Origin of the sequence: Amnibacterium flavum (assembly GCF_003097495.1) — a bacterium.
GTDB classification, from domain to species: domain Bacteria; phylum Actinomycetota; class Actinomycetes; order Actinomycetales; family Microbacteriaceae; genus Naasia; species Naasia flava.
Genome location: NZ_QEOP01000002.1, coordinates 957,515 through 972,634, shown reverse-complemented (window position 1 = coordinate 972,634; position 15,120 = coordinate 957,515). Strand labels below are relative to the sequence as shown.

Below are 15,120 nucleotides of genomic sequence, written 5' to 3'. Positions count from 1 at the left end.
GAGAGAATCATGCCCTGTCCGCGCTGCTCTCCGTCTCGGATGCGCTGAGCACCTCGAGCAGGCGGCTCTTCGACATCGCCGAGTAGCCGCGCAGGCCGCGCTGTTTGGCGAGAGCCCGCAGGTGGGCGAGCGTCCCGTCCACTGCCGCGCCCAGCCCGTCCCCGGGCTCCCCCGAGACGGCGGGTCCGGTCGAGGCGATGGGGATGTCCTCGGGTGAGGCCGGCACATCCTCGACCGGCACGGGAGCGACGGGGGCTCCCTCCGGCTCGGTCAGCTCCGAGGGGATCGCTCCGGCGTCGGCATCGCCCGCGGTGGCCTCCTGCGCCGCAAGAGGCAGCGGATGCGCGTCGAGCGCGGAACGGGCATCCGCCGCCGCGCCGAATGCGACGGCGGCCGCCGCCTCGGCCTTGCGCCGCTTGCGCTTCGCCTTGGCTGCCGCCTCGTCCGCCCTCCGTTCCTCGCGCAGCGCCTTCTTCGCGGCCGCCTTGGCCGTGTCGAGCGCGGCGCGCGCTTCAGCGGCGTCCTCCGCGGCCGCCTCGGCTCTGGCACGGGCGACCTTGAGCGCCTCGCGCTTGCGCACCGCCTTCGCCGTCGCGGCGTTCGATCTGAGTGCGGCATCGCTCGCGATGCGGGCGGTGTCGGTGACCGCTGCCGTGAGCTCCTCGACGGTCGCCTCGGCCTTCCTGCTCTTACGGCCCGAATCGGACACGGACTTCTTGTCTGACTTGCTCATCACTGCCATTTCGTCGGAGGACGGCTCGGACCGCCGGTGGATTCGAGCCGCCGGGTGGGTCCGCGCCGTCAGTTGAACAGGAAGATCGGGATGGCTCCCGGGTTGTGGGCGCGCACGATGACCAGGAAGACGAACAGGTCGAACAGCAGGTGCACGCAGATCACGTAGACGAGGGAACGGGTCTTGGTGAAGATGTAGGCCTGGATCAGGGCGAATGGAATCGTGATCGCAGGTCCCCACTCGCGGTATCCCAGCTCCCACAGGAACGAGACGAAGACGACGGCCTGCAGGATGTTCGCCACCCAGAGGGGGAAGTGTCGCAGGAACAGGGTGAACACGATGCAGATGAAGAACAGCTCGTCCCAGATGCCGACCGCGTTGACGCCGACAAACAGCCGAGCGATCTCGTGCCACTCGTGCACCGCGGGCCAGTTGCGGTAGGCGCCCGACCCGATGAAGTAGACGGGGAGGATCAGGTAGGCGAGCACGACCGCGATGCCGAGGTAGCTCTTCTCCAGCCTCGTCCAGGGTTCGCGCCGGCGCACCGGGAACTGGATCGTGCGGTGCTTGTACACGTACCGGTCGAGCACGAAGGGCACGACGACGGCCGCGGTCAGAACGAAACCGAGCAGGACGATGTTGCCCCACTCGAGATTCGCCTCCACCGAGACCGAGCTGACGATCCCGAGACCCACTCCGATCAGAAGCAGGTCCTTGCCGAGCTCTCGCCCCGCCGCGAACGCGACGGCGATGCTCGCCACGAGGACCAGATACCCCGGGATCGGCTGCTGGACCGCGAAGAGCAGGAACGCGGAGACCGACACTCCGGCTGCGGGGATCACACCCCAGGGTGCGGTGCCGCTCTCCCGGGTCTTCGGCTGCGCTGCGATGTCCGACATCGGGTCAACCCTTTCACGCCTCGGCTGCGAAACCGAGAGGGAGCCCTCCTGAACGGCTCCCCGACGCGGCCACCCATCCCGCTGTCGAGTTGCTGAGGGCATCGTGAGTGTCCTTGATTCGGCAGGGCTCCCGTCGTTGGCTGGGGTGACCTCGGAAACCGAGGGCGAGCACGAGGAGGACGACCATGAGCGACCCGAACATCGAACCCGACCTGAGCGGCATCATCGGCGGCACGCTGCCCCCCGATGGCAGCGCCGGAGCGACGGGGTTCAGCACGGGAGTCCCGGCCCCCTCCGACGTCGACCCGCAGGACGCCGAACTCGAAGGCGGCGATGACAGTGCGGGCGCGCCCGACGCACCGGCCGGCGACGGAGCCGTCTGACCGAATCGGCCGCCGCCCGAGGAGGCGCCAGGGGTATGGTCGGGCCCGCCGGCTCTCTGAGCACAAGCCCGGCCGCCCATGATCCATCGAAGGAACAAGGAGCACCACATGTCACGACCTGGTTTCGGTGAACCCGATCCGTACGCGCTCATCCCCGATATGAACGGCGGCGCCACCGCGGCGCCCGCTCCCCCGGGAACCGAGCATCGACGGCCCATCTCCGAGGAGGACGAACTGGACGACGATTACGAGTCGGCCACACCCGACCTCGACCCAGAAGGACGAGAGGACGAATCATGACCGCAACCGCCACCTTCCCCCACTGGCTGTCCGAGCAGAAGGGCCGCGACGACGAGGTCGGCGCGTTCGCGGCCGACATCGCCGCGGCCGGCGACTTCCCCGACTCGGGCGGCAAGCCGATCTTCGACGGCTACTTCGAGAACGCATCGCCGGAGGAGAAGGCACGATACGACCGGGCATGGTCGGAGTTCACCGCATCGGCGCAGCCGTCGCCGACCTCGGATCGGCCGGAGGGCTTCGGCGGCTGACGGTCGCCGTTCGCTTCGCTGCGCTCAGCGGGCGGGCCCTGGCGGGGGCCTTCGCTTCGACGGGCTCAGCGGGCAAGCCTGTGCGGGCGGGCTCGGGCTGGCGGGATCGGGTCAGAGTCGGATGACGTCGAGCGTGCGGACCACCGCGGTGCCCGCCTCGTCCGACGCTGCCAGGTCCACCTCGGCGCGGATCCGCCAGTCGTGGTCGCCCGTGGGATCGTCGATGATCTGCTCAAGACCCCACACGCCCTCCGACGCGCGCGCCTCGTCGACGACCAGCATCGAGGGAGCTCGGGCGGCCGGCCCCGTCCCGATCGAGTCGTGCTCGCCGTAGTACCTGTCGAGCGCGTCGCCCCACGCCTCGGCGTCGAGACCGCCGTGCGATTCGAGGGCTGCGAGATCGTCGGCCTTGTCGAGGGCGGCCAGCTGGACGCGGCGGAACATCTCGTTGCGGATGAGCACCATGAACGCGCGCCGGTTGGTGAGCACGCTCGGCGGTGCCGGCGGGACGACCGGCGCCTCGGGATCAGCGGTCGGGGCGATCAACTGCTCCCACTCGTCGACCAGACTCGAGTCCACCTGGCGGACGAGTTCGCCCAGCCACTCGATGATGTCGAGCAGCTCCTCGGACTTCGCCTCGGGAGGAACGGTCTGCCGGATCGCCCGGAAGGCATCGGACAGATAGCGCAGGACGAGTCCCTCGCTGCGTCCGAGACTGTAGAACGAGACGAACTCGCCGAAGGACATCGCCCGCTCGAACATGTCGCGGACCACCGACTTGGGTCGGAGAGCGAAGTCGCGAACCCACGGCTGGCTGCTCGCGAACGTCTCGAATGCGGCGTCGAGCAACTCGGCGAGCGGCTTCGCGTAGGTGACCTCCTCGAGCGCCGCCATCCGCTCCTCGTACTCGACGCCGTCGGCCTTCATCGCGGCGACGGCCTCGCCGCGCGCGATGTACTCCTGCTGCGACAGCACCGCCCGGGGGTCGTCGAGGGTCGATTCGATCACGCTGACCGCATCGAGCGCGTAGGTCGGCGCGTCACGGTCGAGCAGCTCGAGAGCCGCGAGAGCGAAGGGCGACAGCGGCTGATTGAGGGCGAAGTCGGGGGCGAGGTCGACCGTCAGCCGGATCTCGCCGTCGATGTTCTCGACGACGCCCGCGGCCACCAGGGTCCGGTAGATGCCGATCGCACGCCGGGCCAGTGCATACTTCCGGGCGCGCGGTTCGTGATTGTCGAAGACCAGTGAGCGCACGTTGCCGAACACGTCGCCTCCGCGCGCGATGACGTTCACGAGCATCGCCGAGGTGAGCACCATGCTGCTCGAGAGCGGCTCGGGGTCGGCGTCGACCAGCTTGCGGAAGCTCGGCTCGCCCCACGAGACGAAGCCCTCCGGCGCCTTCTTGCGGATGATCTTGCGGCGCTTCTTTGGGTCGTCGCCGGCCTTCTCGATCTGCTTGGCGTTCTCGATCTCGTGCTCCGGCGCCTGCACATCGACGGTGCCCGCGGTGTCGAAGCCCGCCCGGCCGGCGCGGCCGGCGATCTGGTGGAACTCCCGGGCCGTGAGCTGACGCATCCGGGTGCCGTCGTACTTCGTCAGCGCGGTGAGCAGGACGGTCCGGATGGGGACGTTGATTCCGACCCCCAGCGTGTCGGTGCCGCAGATGACGCGCAGCAGTCCGCGCTGGGCGAGCTGCTCGACGAGCCGGCGGTACTTGGGCAGCATCCCCGCGTGGTGCACGCCGATGCCCGATCTCAGCAGGCGGCTGAGGGTGCGGCCGAACGCAGTCGTGAATCGGAAGCCGCCGATCTCCTCGCCGATGCGGTCGCGTCCTTCCCTGTCGAGCACCTTGATGCTCGAGAGGGCCTGAGCCCGCTCCATGGCGGCGGCCTGCGAGAAGTGCACGATGTAGACGGGGGCCTGAGCGCTGTGCAGCAGGTCCTCGACGGTCTCCTGCACGGGTGTGGTGACGTAGTAGTAGTGCAGCGGGATCGGACGGTCGACCCCCGTCACCTGAGCGGTCGGCCGACCCGTGCGCCGCGAGAGGTCGGCGGCGATGCTCGACATGTCGCCGAGGGTCGCCGACATCAGTACGAACTGCGCCCGGCTGAGGAGGAGGAGCGGAACCTGCCACGCCCACCCGCGGTCGGGGTCGGAGTAGAAGTGGAACTCGTCCATCACCACTTGGTCGACCTCTGCGTCGGCGCCGCGCCGCAGCGCGAGATTGGCCAGGATCTCCGCGGTGCAGCAGATGATGGGGGCGTGCGAGTTGACGGATGAGTCCCCCGTCACCATCCCCACGTTCTCCGCGCCGAAGATGTCGACGAGAGCGAAGAACTTCTCGCTCACCAGCGCCTTGATCGGAGCGGTGTAGTAGCTGCGTCTGCCCTGCGCGAGGGCTGTCGCATGGGCTGCGACGGCCACGAGCGACTTCCCGCTCCCCGTCGGTGTCGCGAGGATCAGGTTCGCGCCCGTGGCGATCTCGAGCACCGCCTCATCCTGTGCCGGATAGAGCGTGAAGCCCTCGTCGGCCGCCCATCCCGTGAAGCCCTCGTACGCGGCATCGGGATCGTCGGTCGCGGGCATGCGGTCGACGAGGCTCATCTGCTCGATCCTGCCCTATGTGACGGCGACGCGCTGGGGTGCGGTGTCGTTCCCGATGCTCCACCCTCGCTGGGAGTAGCGTGAGCGCGCACGGGAAGTGCGGCCGCCGACACCGCGACCGCACCGATGTGCGGGTCCGCCGGGCTTCCGCGGACCCATCGACAGCACCGGTCGGAGGGGACCCCATGTCGCTCAGGAAATCGTTCGTCGTCGCGGCCCTCGCCGCGACCCTCGCTCTCGCCGGCTGCTCGTCGCCCTCGCCCGAGCCCTCGGCGACGGGCTCGGTCGTCGCACCCGTCATCGTCACACTCGACTCGAGCCTCGACGGCACGACCGTATCGCTGCCGATCGGCACCGTCCTCGACCTCAGCGCCGAGGACCCGAAGGCGTGGACGGGCGAGGTGGCCGACACCGCGATCGCCGAGTTCGTCCCCGGCAAGGACGACGGGAGCGCAGAATTCAATCCGGGCATCAAGCCCATCAGTGCGGGGACCACCCAGGTCACTCTCACCGACAGCGCGTCCGACGAGACGATCGAGTTCACCCTCGAGGTCACCGGATAGACGACGCCGACGGCGCGTCCACGCGCTCCGGCACAGAAGGAGTTCCGTGAACAGCCGCCAACGCTCGATCCTGATCGTCGCGATCCTCGCGTCGTTCGTCCCGTTCCTCGACGGGTCGATCGTCAACGTGGCGCTCCCGGCGATCGTCGACGAACTCGGTGGAGGCGTCGTCACGAGCCAATGGGTGCTCGACGGGTACCTGCTGACCCTCGCCTCGCTCATCCTCCTGGCCGGATCGATCTCGGACTCCTTCGGCAGGGTGAGAGTCCTCGCCGCGGGTCTCGTCATCTTCGGCATCGCCTCGGTTGCCTGCGCCATCGCACCGAGCGCGGGGCTCCTGATCGCTGCGCGCGTCGTGCAGGGAATCGGTGGGGCGCTGCTCGTCCCGAGCTCGCTCGCCATCATCACCTCCAACTTCGACGGGGCGCTCCGCTCCCGCGCGATCGGGCTGTGGACGGGGTGGACCGGCGTCGCCTTCATCGCGGGACCCGTCTTCGGCGGCGCCCTCGTCGACCTCGTCGGGTGGCGGTGGATCTTCGGTGCCAACGTCGTGCCGATCCTCGTCACGATCCTTCTTCTGCGCCGCGTCTCCGACCCGGCCGGCAGTCACTCCGGCGTCCGGATCGACATCCTCGGCGCCGTGCTCGGATCGGTGGGTCTGGCGGGTCCCGTGTTCGCGCTGATCGAGAGCGAACGGCTCGGCTGGCTCAGCCCGGCGGTGCTCGTGCCCCTCGTCGTCGGCCTCGCCTCGTTCGTCGCGTACCTGCTCTGGGAACGGCGCGCACCGCACCCGATGCTCCCGTTGTCGCTGTTCTCGGTCCGCAACTTCGCGGTCGGCAACCTGGCGACCGCGTTCATCTACGCCGCGCTGTCCCTCGCGCCGCTGGTCGTGACCCTCTACCTCCAGCAGGTCGTCGGCGCACCGGCGATCCTCGCCGGGCTCGCCAGCCTGCCCGGCGCCCTGATCCCGCTCTTCCTCTCGGGCACGTTCGGCTCCCTGGCAGGGCGCTACGGTCCGCGCTGGTTCATGGCGATCGGTCCCGCCGTCGCGGCGGTCGGGGTCACCAGCATGTTCCTCGTCGGCTCGGACTTCTCGTTCTGGTGGCAGCTCCTGCCCGGTCTCGTCGTCTTCGGACTCGGCATCACGATCACCGTCGCGCCCCTCACCTCCGCGGTGCTGAGCGCCGTCGACTCGTCCCGCAGCGGCATCGCCTCCGCTGTCAACAACGCCGTCTCACGGGTCGCCGGTCTCATCGCGATCGCGTTCCTCGGCTCGATCCTCGCCGGGCCGCTCGACCTCGACGGGTTCCGCCGGGTGCTCGTCGTCGCGGCGACGCTGCTCGTTCTCGGCGCCGTCACTTCGGCGATCGGCATCAGCAACCGCGCCGCCAAGATCGACCCGGCCGCGGAGTCCGCTGCCGACGGTGCCAGGCCTTCGGACGGGACTGCTCCGAGTCAGGCGTAGTCGTCGGCCGCAAGCCAGCGCACCCCGTCGGTGTGCATGACGACGAGTCCGCGCACCGGCAGCTCGATGAACGACGCGGCCTCGGCGAGCACGCGTGCCCAGGCGAGATCGTTCTCACCGAACTCGCGATCCCCCGGCCGCTCGATCACGAAGGCCACGGAATGCGCACCCTCGCCCTCGGCGAGCCAGTCGAGCATGGGGGCGAAACGGAGCGCCTCCTGCGGGCCCGGTGAGTCGGGTACGCCGTCGATGGGGACGAGGGTCTGCAGCTGCCGCCCGTCGGCATCGATGAACAGCAGCCAGAACTGGTGGCGCACAGCGGTTCCCAGGAGCCCGGCGACACGCTCCAGGAGGTCGTCGCCGGTGGACACGGGTTCGGTGAAGAGATCGTTCGTCATGCCACGGGACTCTTCCAGCGCGGATCCGGCGCCCCGCCGATCGCGCCGCCTGCCGAGGAGAACTCGTGCGCAGTCCGGGGGTGTGGAGGATGTCGCCCCTCAGGCGCAGGCGGCCGCGATGTCGAGCAGCGACGCTCGGTCGGCGTCGTCGATGCCGAGCCGGTACTCCGTCAGCACCTCGGTGAACCTGCTCGCATAGGCGCAGTGATACGAGGGGTCGGGCGGCATCCATTCGGCAGGACCCGAGTCGGACTTCGACGAATTGGTCGGGCCGTCGACGGCGAGCAGGTTGACCGGATCGTTGGCGAACAGCTCGCGCGTCGCATCGTCCCAGACCGCAGCGCCGTGATTCCACGCCCAGCTGAGCGGGACGACGTGATCGATCTGCACGAGCTCGGAGGTCGAGTCGCCGCGCACGAAGTCGATGACGGTCGCGGTGTACGGGTCTCTGAGGACGCCGCTCGTGACGACGCAGTCGTGCGTGCCGGGGCGGAAGGTCACCGAGGTCAGATCCCTCGCCAGGATGTCGTTGCGGGCGTCGCAGCCGTTCCGATCCGGATCCTTCCAGCCATCGCCGAACGCGTCCCTCTCGTATCCCGCAACCGATCCGCCCGCTGCCGGAAGGGCGAGGACGGCGGAGGTGAGGTCGGAACCCCCCGCCCACGACTCCGACGGAGCCCCCTGGGCGTCGGCGTTCTGTCCCCGCGCGGCCACCCACAGGGAGAGCGCGACGACGATGGCGAGGACGACAAGAGCCGCCGGGCCCATCCGCCTGCCCCGAGTACGCGCCGTCACGCCGCAAGGCTAGGTCGGCACCGCCTCGATCCACGTCCGGCGCGCCAGCATGCGCGAGGTCGACCCGACCGTGCGGACACGGCACACGGACGAGGATGCGGGACAGGAGTGCGCCCGGATACGCTCGGCGCATGGCTCTGCGTCTCCGAGGCACGGCGACCCTGACCGTGCTGCTGCTCGGTGCCGTCGGAGTCGGCGTCTCGGCCTGCACGGCCCCCGCCCCCGTGCAGACCGTCATCGTGACAGCGACGCCGGAACCTGCGGAGACCGTCGTCGTCACGGCCACCCCCACTCCGACCCCGGTGGCGGAGGCGCCCGTCGAGGCACCCGTCGTGCCCAACGCGCCCGCCCCCGTCGTCGTCGAGGGCCCCGCGAACGACACCGGCGCGATCCCGGGCGCCCAGGGCGCCGCGAGCGCCGACGGCAACGGCTATCTCCTGACCTACACCGTCGTCAGCGGAGACTCGTTCTTCGACATCGCCCAGCGATTCGATGTACCGCAGCAGCAGCTGCTGCGCATGAACCCGTCGATCCCGAACCTGGGCGAGACGCTCTACATCGGGCAGATCATCAACCTCGACTGGCAGACCACGCGCTGACCCGGCCTACCGCGGAGAGGCGATCTCCCGCCAGTCCGCGACCGAGTCGTTGTCCTCGCCGTAGGAGCATTCGCCCCTGACGAACTCGCCCGCGAGAGCCCTCGGCAGCCACAGCCGGGCATCCGCCCACATGCGCTCGAGCGGCAGCGCGCCGATCGGGAACCAGACCGGCGAGAGCTCGCGGCTCGAGCGCGGCTCACCCGACCAGCGGGTCGCGACGAACGCGGTCGACGCCTGACTCCACTCCGGGCGGTGCGGGAACGAGTACTCCAGGCGCGCGATGGGCCTCGCGTCCGCCTCCCCGACCGTGAGGCCGACCTCCTCCGACACCTCGCGCACGGCGGCGGCGACAGCGCTCTCCCCCGGTTCGAGCTTGCCGCCCGGACCCACGACCTTGCCGCGTCCGATCCCGGTCAGCTTCTCGCCGAGCAGCACCTCCACCCCCGAGTCCGTGCTGCGCAGCAGGTAGGTGACGGCGACTTCGAACACCGCATCAGCGTACGGCGCGCCGCTCATGTTTCCGACGTGTCGCCGACGATCGTCCGCGTGCACCAAGATGGCGTGAACACCACTCGAAGAGGACACCGTGACTGAACCACGCCGCCGGAGCGGATTCCCGATCGTCGTCTCCGCCGACCTCCCGCAGCTCCTCGGCTTCTACCGCGATGTGATGGGCGGCGAGGTCGTCTACCGCTTCCCCGAGGACGCGCCCACCTACCTGTCCCTGCACATCGGGGCGGCCGAGATCGGCTTGGGGCTGCACCCCGACCCGACCCGCGGTCCCAGCCAGGTGTCGCTCTGGTTCTACGTCGACGACGTCGACGCGCTCGTCGCCCGCGCGCTCGCGATCGGAGCCGTCGTCACGACCGCCGCCGAGGACCAGCCGTGGGGCGAGCGGATCGCCCGCCTCGTCGATCCCACCGGCATCGAGGTCATCGTCGCGCAGATCCTCTGAGGCGCTCGCCTTCGTAACCGTCATGTTTCGTGTCCGTGACACGCGGATCGGTCCCGGGAAAACGCCCATGGGGTGTGACGTAGGGTCGGAACGAGGGAAGGGGGCCGGGGTGGCGCAGATGGAACTGGCGACGTTGCGGGCGGAGGCACGCGACGAGCTGCAGGCCGAGATCGAGCACCGCTGCCGTCTCGGCGAGGATCCGTGGCAGTTCATCCCCGAGCTGCCGAGCGTCGACGAGCGGGTCGTTCGGATCCTGCGCGGCGACACCATCGCCGCCCTCGGCCTGACCGAGCAGCGCTCCCAGGCGTATCACCCGTCGGCTCCCCCGGAGCGAGCCGAGAAGTTCGAATTCGGGATCCTCCGCCTCATCGCGCTCGAGCATCCCGAGCTCACCCGCACCGTGTGGTCCATGATCGGCCGCATCGACCCCAAGGCCGCCTGACCGCTTCCCGAGCTCCTCCGGTCGGTCCGCTGCGACGTCCGATCATCCGTCGTGCATGCTGTCAGCCTCGACGTGTGAGCATGCATCTGTGACTTCATCGACCACGACCGATCGGATCTCCAACACCGCAGACGAACTCTTCGGCTGGACCGAACTCCGACCGGGCCTCGCCGACGCGATTGCCCAGGTGCTCGACGGCCGGGACGTGCTCGCCATCATGCCGACGGGCTACGGCAAATCCGCCGTGTACAAGGTCGCGGGGGCTCTGCTGCCCGGAATGACCGTCGTCGTCTCGCCGCTGATCGCGCTCCAGGACGACCAGGTCGCCGGGATCCGCGACCGTCCGACCGCTCCCACCGCGTACGCGATCAACTCGGCTCAGGGCGAGCGCGCCAACGAGGAGGCGTGGCGCGAGGTCGAGGGGGGCCGCGTCGGGTACCTCTTCCTCTCACCCGAGCAGCTCGCCCGCGAGGACGTGATCGAGCGCCTCGCCGCCGCATCCGTGTCCCTGTTCGTCGTCGACGAGGCGCACTGCGTGTCGTCGTGGGGTCACGACTTCCGGCCCGACTACCTGCGCCTCCACGATGCGGTGGATGCGATCGGCCGCCCCACCGTGCTCGCGATGACGGCGACGGGGGCCGGGCCCGTCCGCCAGGAGATCGTTGATCGCCTCGAGCTCCGCGATCCCGTGCTCATCAGCCGCGGCTACGACCGACCCAATATCCGACTCGAGGTCGTCCGCCACTCCGACGACGACGCCAAACGCGCCGCCGTCGTCGAGGACGTCGAATCCCTCCAGAAACCCGGGCTCCTCTACGTCGGCACCCGGCGCGACACCGAGCGGTACGCCGAGGAGCTCCGATCCCGGGGGCTTCGAGCCGCGGCTTACCACGGAGGCCTCGGCGCGAAGGATCGTCGCGGCCTGCACGAAGGGTTCCGTGCCGACGAGTACGACGTCGTCGTCGCGACATCGGCCTTCGGGATGGGCATCGACAAAGCCGGCATCCGATTCGTCCTGCACGCGGCCGTCACGGAGTCGGTCGACGAGTACTACCAGGAGGTCGGCCGGAGCGGTCGCGACGGCGAGCCCGCTCTCGCCCGGCTGCACTACCGCTCCGAGGACCTCTCGTTGCGGTCCTTCTTCGCCGGGAACTCGCCCAACAGGAGCCGGCTCGAGCGGATCGCCACCGCGCTCGCCTCGGTGGAGCGGCCGGTCAGCGCCGCCGAACTCGCGGAGGCGACCCTCCTGTCGAGTCGTCAGCTCGGCCCGAGCCTGTCCCTGCTGATCGACGCCGGGGCCGCCGTCGACGGAGACGACGGCATCAGCGCGGTCTCCGACATGGGAGTCGGCGAGGCTGTCGCCGCCGCGGTGACCCAGGCGGAGAACCGCGCGAACATCGACGAATCGCGGATCGCCATGATGCGCTCGTACGCGGAGACGCTGAGCTGCCGACGCATCTTCCTGCTCGGCTACTTCGGCGAGGAGCGCGATGAGCCGTGCGGCAACTGCGACACCTGCACCTCCGGCACCGCCTACGAGCACCTCGACGGGGCGGATCAGGATGCCGGTCCCTTCCCCGTCGACGCGACGGTCCGGCACCGCGAGTGGGGTTCCGGAACCGTGATGAAGGTGGAGGACGACCGGATCACCGTCTTCTTCGGCACAGAGGGGTACCGCGTGCTGTCCCTCGAGGCGATCGCCGAGCACGACCTGCTCGAACGCGTCTGAGTCGTCTCGCCGCAGCAGTGGCGGTCCGATCGGGCGGGCCCGTTGCTGGGAGCCCTCTGCGAGCACACCGGGCGAGGATCGCTGCGACCTCGGCCATCGATACCGTGAAGGTTCCGAGCAAGGAGAAGAAGATGAGCGACGCACCCTACGGCGAAGGCTTCGACAAGGAGCGGCTGGCCGCCCTCGCGAACGAGACGGTCACCAACGACGCCGTCGCGGGCGAGACCGTGTTCGACGGACTCGGCGACGGCAACGACGGTCCCACCGGCGGGGCGCCGGGCGAGGCGACCCCCACCTACGACGAGAACGACCTCGAGTACGACGAGATCGTCGGCCTCGACGACGAGGGCCCCGTCGAGGACCGTTCGTGACACCGCGCGAGGGTCAGCTGCCCCCGCCCGACCATGAGGACAAGCCGGTCTTCGACGGCGACGGGAGCGCCTCCGTCGGCGAGAGGCTGACGGGAGTCGACGATCCCAAGGATCCCGACGGACTCCTCACCCTCGACGACACCCGCGCCGACCCCGAGGGGCCCGACCCCTCCGAGGTCGAAGGGGCCTGACCGGCTGGCTGGTCCCGTCTCCTGACGGGGTCGCCGCCCGTGTCGGCGGCGTTTGACAGACTCGAACACATGTTCGAAACTGGGCTGTGGCAGTCGTGAGCGCAGCATCACTCGCCGACCCCGCCGACCCGCTCGGCAAGGTCCGCGAGCTGCAGTCGCGCATCCGCGAGATGCAGGCGACCACCCTGCAGACCAAGGCCCTCGCCACCCACCCCATGTTCCAGGGGCTCCTCCCCGACGGCATGATGCGTGCAGGTGGCGCCTACTCCGTGCAGGGGTCGCTGAGTCTCGCGATGAGCATGCTCGCCGCCCCCTCCGCCGCCGGCGCCTGGTGCGGGGTGATCGGCGTTCCCGAGTTCGGTGTGCAGGCGGCGCTCGCCCACGGCATCGACCTCGAACGGCTCGTGCTCGTGCCCGACCCGGGCGACCAGTGGCTCGCGGTCACGGCGGCCATCGTCGACGTGCTCACCGTCGTGGTGGTGCGGCCGCAGCGACGCGTGTCCGACTCCGATGCCTCACGGCTCGCCGCCCGTCTGCGCAAACGCGAGGCCGCTCTCGTCTCACTCGGCGACTGGCCGGGCAGCGAGGCACGACTGACCCTGCAGGGCAGTCAGTGGAGCGGCATCGGCGACGGTCACGGCATGATCACCGGGCGTCGCGTCGAGGTGCTCGTCGAGACGCGGGGCCGCCCCGCGCGCAGCAAGCACGTCTGGCTTCCCGCCGGCTCGGGGCCGGGTTCGCCCGTCGCGGCTCCCTCGCCGTCGATCGCCGATCCGCGCATCGACGGGGCGCGACCCGATGAGATCGACTTCGCGTCCGCACCCCTGCGACGAGCCGTCTAGATGGCCGCGCATGCCCTGGTCGGCGATGCCGACCCGCATCAGGTGACCCGCACGATGGTGCTGTGGATACCGGATTGGCCCGCCTTCGCCGCCGCCCGGGCCGATGGCATCCCGCTCGGTGCGCCGCTGGCGCTGATCGACAGGGGCGAGGTGCACGCCTGCTCCGCCGCGGCGCGCTCCGAGGGGGTTCGACGGGGGCTGCGGGTCCGCGAGGCGCAGTCGCGCTGCGCATCCCTGCTGACCCTCCCGTTCGATCCCGCACTCGATGCTCGCGCCTTCGAACCGGTTCTCGACCGCATCGACGAGCTGATGCCGGGCGTGCAGGTGCTCCGTCCGGGCATCGCCGCGCTGCGCGCCCAAGGGCCCGCCCGCTACTTCGGAAACGAGGGTCTTGCAGCTGAGTCCCTGCTCGCGCACCTCGATGACGCAGGGGTGGCGGGCTCCCGCATCGGCATCGCCGACGGACCCTTCGCGGCCGAGCAGGCGGCTCGTCTCGGATCGGGGCGCGTCTCGATCGTCGAGCCGGGCGGGTCCCCGGCATTCCTCGCACCGCTGCCCGTCGCCGTGCTCGGGCTGCCCGCGCTCGGCATGCTGCTCCGGCGGCTCGGCCTGCCGAACCTCGGCATGTTCGCCGAGCTGCCCGAGGCGCAGGTCGGCGAACGCTTCGGCATCGAGGGCATGACGGCGCACCGGCTCGCCCGCGGACTCGACGGGCGACGGGTCATCCCGCGCATCCCACCCGACGAACTCGACGTCGAGACCGCGTTCGAGCCGCCCCTCGACCGGGTCGACCAGGTCACCTTCGGAGTGCGCGCCTCCGCCGACCGGTTCCTCGACCGGCTGGCCGAGATGCGGCTCGTCTGCACCGGGCTGCGGGTCGAGATCACCTCCGAGTCCGGCGAGCTGTCGGCCCGCACCTGGCTCCATCCCCGATCGTTCACTCCCGCGGAGGTCGTCGACAGGGTGCGCTGGCAGCTGCAGGGCACCGGCGCGATCGACAGCGGTCTGCGCTCCCCCGTCGTGCGCGTGCGCATCCTGCCGCACAGTGTCGACGAGGCGGTGCACCACGAGCCGGGGCTCTGGGGCGGTGGCCCCGATGCGGCACTGCATCACGGCCTGTCCCGCGTGCAGAGCATGCTCGGCCACACCGCGGTCGTCACCGTCGCCGTCGGCGGCGGACGCATGCTCGCCGATCGTCAGGTGCTCGTGCCGTGGGGCGACCGCGAGCTCATCGCCCGTCCTGCCGACAGACCATGGCCGGGCGCACTGCTCGGCATGCCCCCGTCGACCGTGTTCCCCGATCCGCGTCCCTGCATCCTCCTCACCCCGTCGGGCGACCCCGTCACCGTCGACGAGCGCGGTGCCGTGAACGGCCCGCCCGCCCGCTTCGCTCCCCCGGGCGCCGGCCGCACGGTGGGGGTCGGGTCCTGGGCGGGCCCGTGGCCGGTCGAGGAGCGCTGGTGGGATCCGAACGCGGCGCGTTCGCTGCATCGGTTCCAGGTGGTCGACGCCCAGGGGGACGCCTGGCTGGTGGTGATCGAGGGCGGCGCCTGCTGGGTGGAGGCACGCTACGACTGAGGCCGACAGCTGAGCGGCACGGCCG

The 15,120-nt window shown here is 70.3% G+C and carries 19 protein-coding genes; 13 read left to right on the top strand and 6 right to left on the bottom strand.

Going from position 1 to position 15,120, the window contains the following annotated elements:
- Positions 1-7 precede the first annotated feature (7 nt).
- On the bottom strand, positions 8-733 hold the full coding sequence (locus DDQ50_RS17520; RefSeq protein WP_240614364.1) for a hypothetical protein: 726 nt from the start codon (positions 731-733) through the stop codon (positions 8-10).
- Positions 734-801: 68 nt separating this feature from the next.
- Positions 802-1,632: a CPBP family intramembrane glutamic endopeptidase gene (locus tag DDQ50_RS12270; protein ID WP_116756989.1), complete on the bottom strand. Its 831-nt coding sequence runs from the start codon at positions 1,630-1,632 to the stop codon at positions 802-804.
- A 185-nt stretch (positions 1,633-1,817) separates the two neighbouring features.
- Here DDQ50_RS12270 and DDQ50_RS12265 point away from each other — a divergent pair, with 185 nt between their 5' ends.
- The 3 genes from DDQ50_RS12265 (at position 1,818) to DDQ50_RS12255 (ending at position 2,563) form a co-directional block, all read left to right on the top strand.
- Entirely contained in the window at positions 1,818-2,015 is a 198-nt protein-coding gene (locus DDQ50_RS12265) for a hypothetical protein (protein ID WP_116756988.1), read from the top strand.
- A 108-nt stretch (positions 2,016-2,123) separates the two neighbouring features.
- The gene (locus tag DDQ50_RS12260; protein WP_116756987.1) at positions 2,124-2,315 is read left to right on the top strand and encodes a hypothetical protein; all 192 of its coding nucleotides are present in this window, start codon (positions 2,124-2,126) and stop codon (positions 2,313-2,315) included.
- Positions 2,312-2,563: a YozE family protein gene (locus tag DDQ50_RS12255; RefSeq protein ID WP_116756986.1), complete on the top strand. Its 252-nt coding sequence runs from the start codon at positions 2,312-2,314 to the stop codon at positions 2,561-2,563. Before DDQ50_RS12260 ends, DDQ50_RS12255 begins: the two co-directional genes overlap by 4 nt.
- A 111-nt stretch (positions 2,564-2,674) precedes the next feature.
- Here the strand turns inward: DDQ50_RS12255 and DDQ50_RS12250 are convergent, their stop codons facing one another.
- Positions 2,675-5,167: a DEAD/DEAH box helicase gene (locus DDQ50_RS12250; RefSeq protein WP_116756985.1), complete on the bottom strand. Its 2,493-nt coding sequence runs from the start codon at positions 5,165-5,167 to the stop codon at positions 2,675-2,677.
- Positions 5,168-5,352: 185 nt separating this feature from the next.
- Here DDQ50_RS12250 and DDQ50_RS17515 point away from each other — a divergent pair, with 185 nt between their 5' ends.
- Together DDQ50_RS17515 and DDQ50_RS12245 are read left to right on the top strand one after the other, a co-directional pair.
- A complete protein-coding gene (locus DDQ50_RS17515) occupies positions 5,353-5,730 on the top strand; it encodes a hypothetical protein (protein WP_240614363.1) in 378 nt (125 codons plus the stop codon).
- Between the two features lie 46 nt (positions 5,731-5,776).
- Positions 5,777-7,195 (top strand): DHA2 family efflux MFS transporter permease subunit, encoded by a 1,419-nt coding sequence (locus DDQ50_RS12245; RefSeq protein WP_240614362.1) that lies wholly within the window; start codon positions 5,777-5,779, stop codon positions 7,193-7,195.
- On the opposite strand, the gene DDQ50_RS12240 is transcribed toward DDQ50_RS12245, so the two are convergent.
- Together DDQ50_RS12240 and DDQ50_RS12235 are read right to left on the bottom strand one after the other, a co-directional pair.
- Positions 7,186-7,593: a hypothetical protein gene (locus DDQ50_RS12240; RefSeq protein ID WP_116756983.1), complete on the bottom strand. Its 408-nt coding sequence runs from the start codon at positions 7,591-7,593 to the stop codon at positions 7,186-7,188. The genes DDQ50_RS12245 and DDQ50_RS12240 overlap by 10 nt on opposite strands.
- Before the next feature lie 99 nt (positions 7,594-7,692).
- Positions 7,693-8,388, bottom strand: coding sequence for an HNH endonuclease family protein (locus DDQ50_RS12235; protein WP_240614361.1), 696 nt, complete (start codon positions 8,386-8,388; stop codon positions 7,693-7,695).
- 131 nt (positions 8,389-8,519) lie between these two features.
- Between DDQ50_RS12235 and DDQ50_RS12230 the strand changes: the two genes are divergently transcribed.
- Positions 8,520-8,987, top strand: coding sequence for a LysM peptidoglycan-binding domain-containing protein (locus DDQ50_RS12230; protein ID WP_116756981.1), 468 nt, complete (start codon positions 8,520-8,522; stop codon positions 8,985-8,987).
- 6 nt (positions 8,988-8,993) lie between these two features.
- Here DDQ50_RS12230 and DDQ50_RS12225 read toward each other — a convergent pair whose 3' ends face one another.
- Positions 8,994-9,476 (bottom strand): 8-oxo-dGTP diphosphatase, encoded by a 483-nt coding sequence (locus DDQ50_RS12225; protein WP_240614360.1) that lies wholly within the window; start codon positions 9,474-9,476, stop codon positions 8,994-8,996.
- Between the two features lie 97 nt (positions 9,477-9,573).
- Here DDQ50_RS12225 and DDQ50_RS12220 point away from each other — a divergent pair, with 97 nt between their 5' ends.
- The 7 genes from DDQ50_RS12220 (at position 9,574) to DDQ50_RS12190 (ending at position 15,095) form a co-directional block, all read left to right on the top strand.
- Positions 9,574-9,942, top strand: a complete 369-nt coding sequence (locus DDQ50_RS12220) for a VOC family protein (RefSeq protein WP_240614359.1) — start codon at positions 9,574-9,576, stop codon at positions 9,940-9,942.
- 118 nt (positions 9,943-10,060) lie between these two features.
- On the top strand, positions 10,061-10,384 hold the full coding sequence (locus DDQ50_RS12215) for a hypothetical protein (RefSeq protein ID WP_116756979.1): 324 nt from the start codon (positions 10,061-10,063) through the stop codon (positions 10,382-10,384).
- Positions 10,385-10,472: 88 nt separating this feature from the next.
- Positions 10,473-12,113, top strand: a complete 1,641-nt coding sequence (locus tag DDQ50_RS12210; protein ID WP_240614358.1) for a RecQ family ATP-dependent DNA helicase — start codon at positions 10,473-10,475, stop codon at positions 12,111-12,113.
- Between the two features lie 131 nt (positions 12,114-12,244).
- The gene (locus tag DDQ50_RS12205; protein ID WP_133245964.1) at positions 12,245-12,484 is read left to right on the top strand and encodes a hypothetical protein; all 240 of its coding nucleotides are present in this window, start codon (positions 12,245-12,247) and stop codon (positions 12,482-12,484) included.
- Positions 12,481-12,675, top strand: a complete 195-nt coding sequence (locus DDQ50_RS12200) for a hypothetical protein (protein ID WP_116756976.1) — start codon at positions 12,481-12,483, stop codon at positions 12,673-12,675. The genes DDQ50_RS12205 and DDQ50_RS12200 overlap by 4 nt, the downstream gene beginning before the upstream one ends.
- Before the next feature lie 95 nt (positions 12,676-12,770).
- On the top strand, positions 12,771-13,517 hold the full coding sequence (locus tag DDQ50_RS12195) for a hypothetical protein (RefSeq protein WP_205663628.1): 747 nt from the start codon (positions 12,771-12,773) through the stop codon (positions 13,515-13,517).
- Positions 13,518-15,095: a DNA polymerase Y family protein gene (locus DDQ50_RS12190; RefSeq protein WP_116756975.1), complete on the top strand. Its 1,578-nt coding sequence runs from the start codon at positions 13,518-13,520 to the stop codon at positions 15,093-15,095.
- Positions 15,096-15,120: the final 25 nt, after the last annotated feature.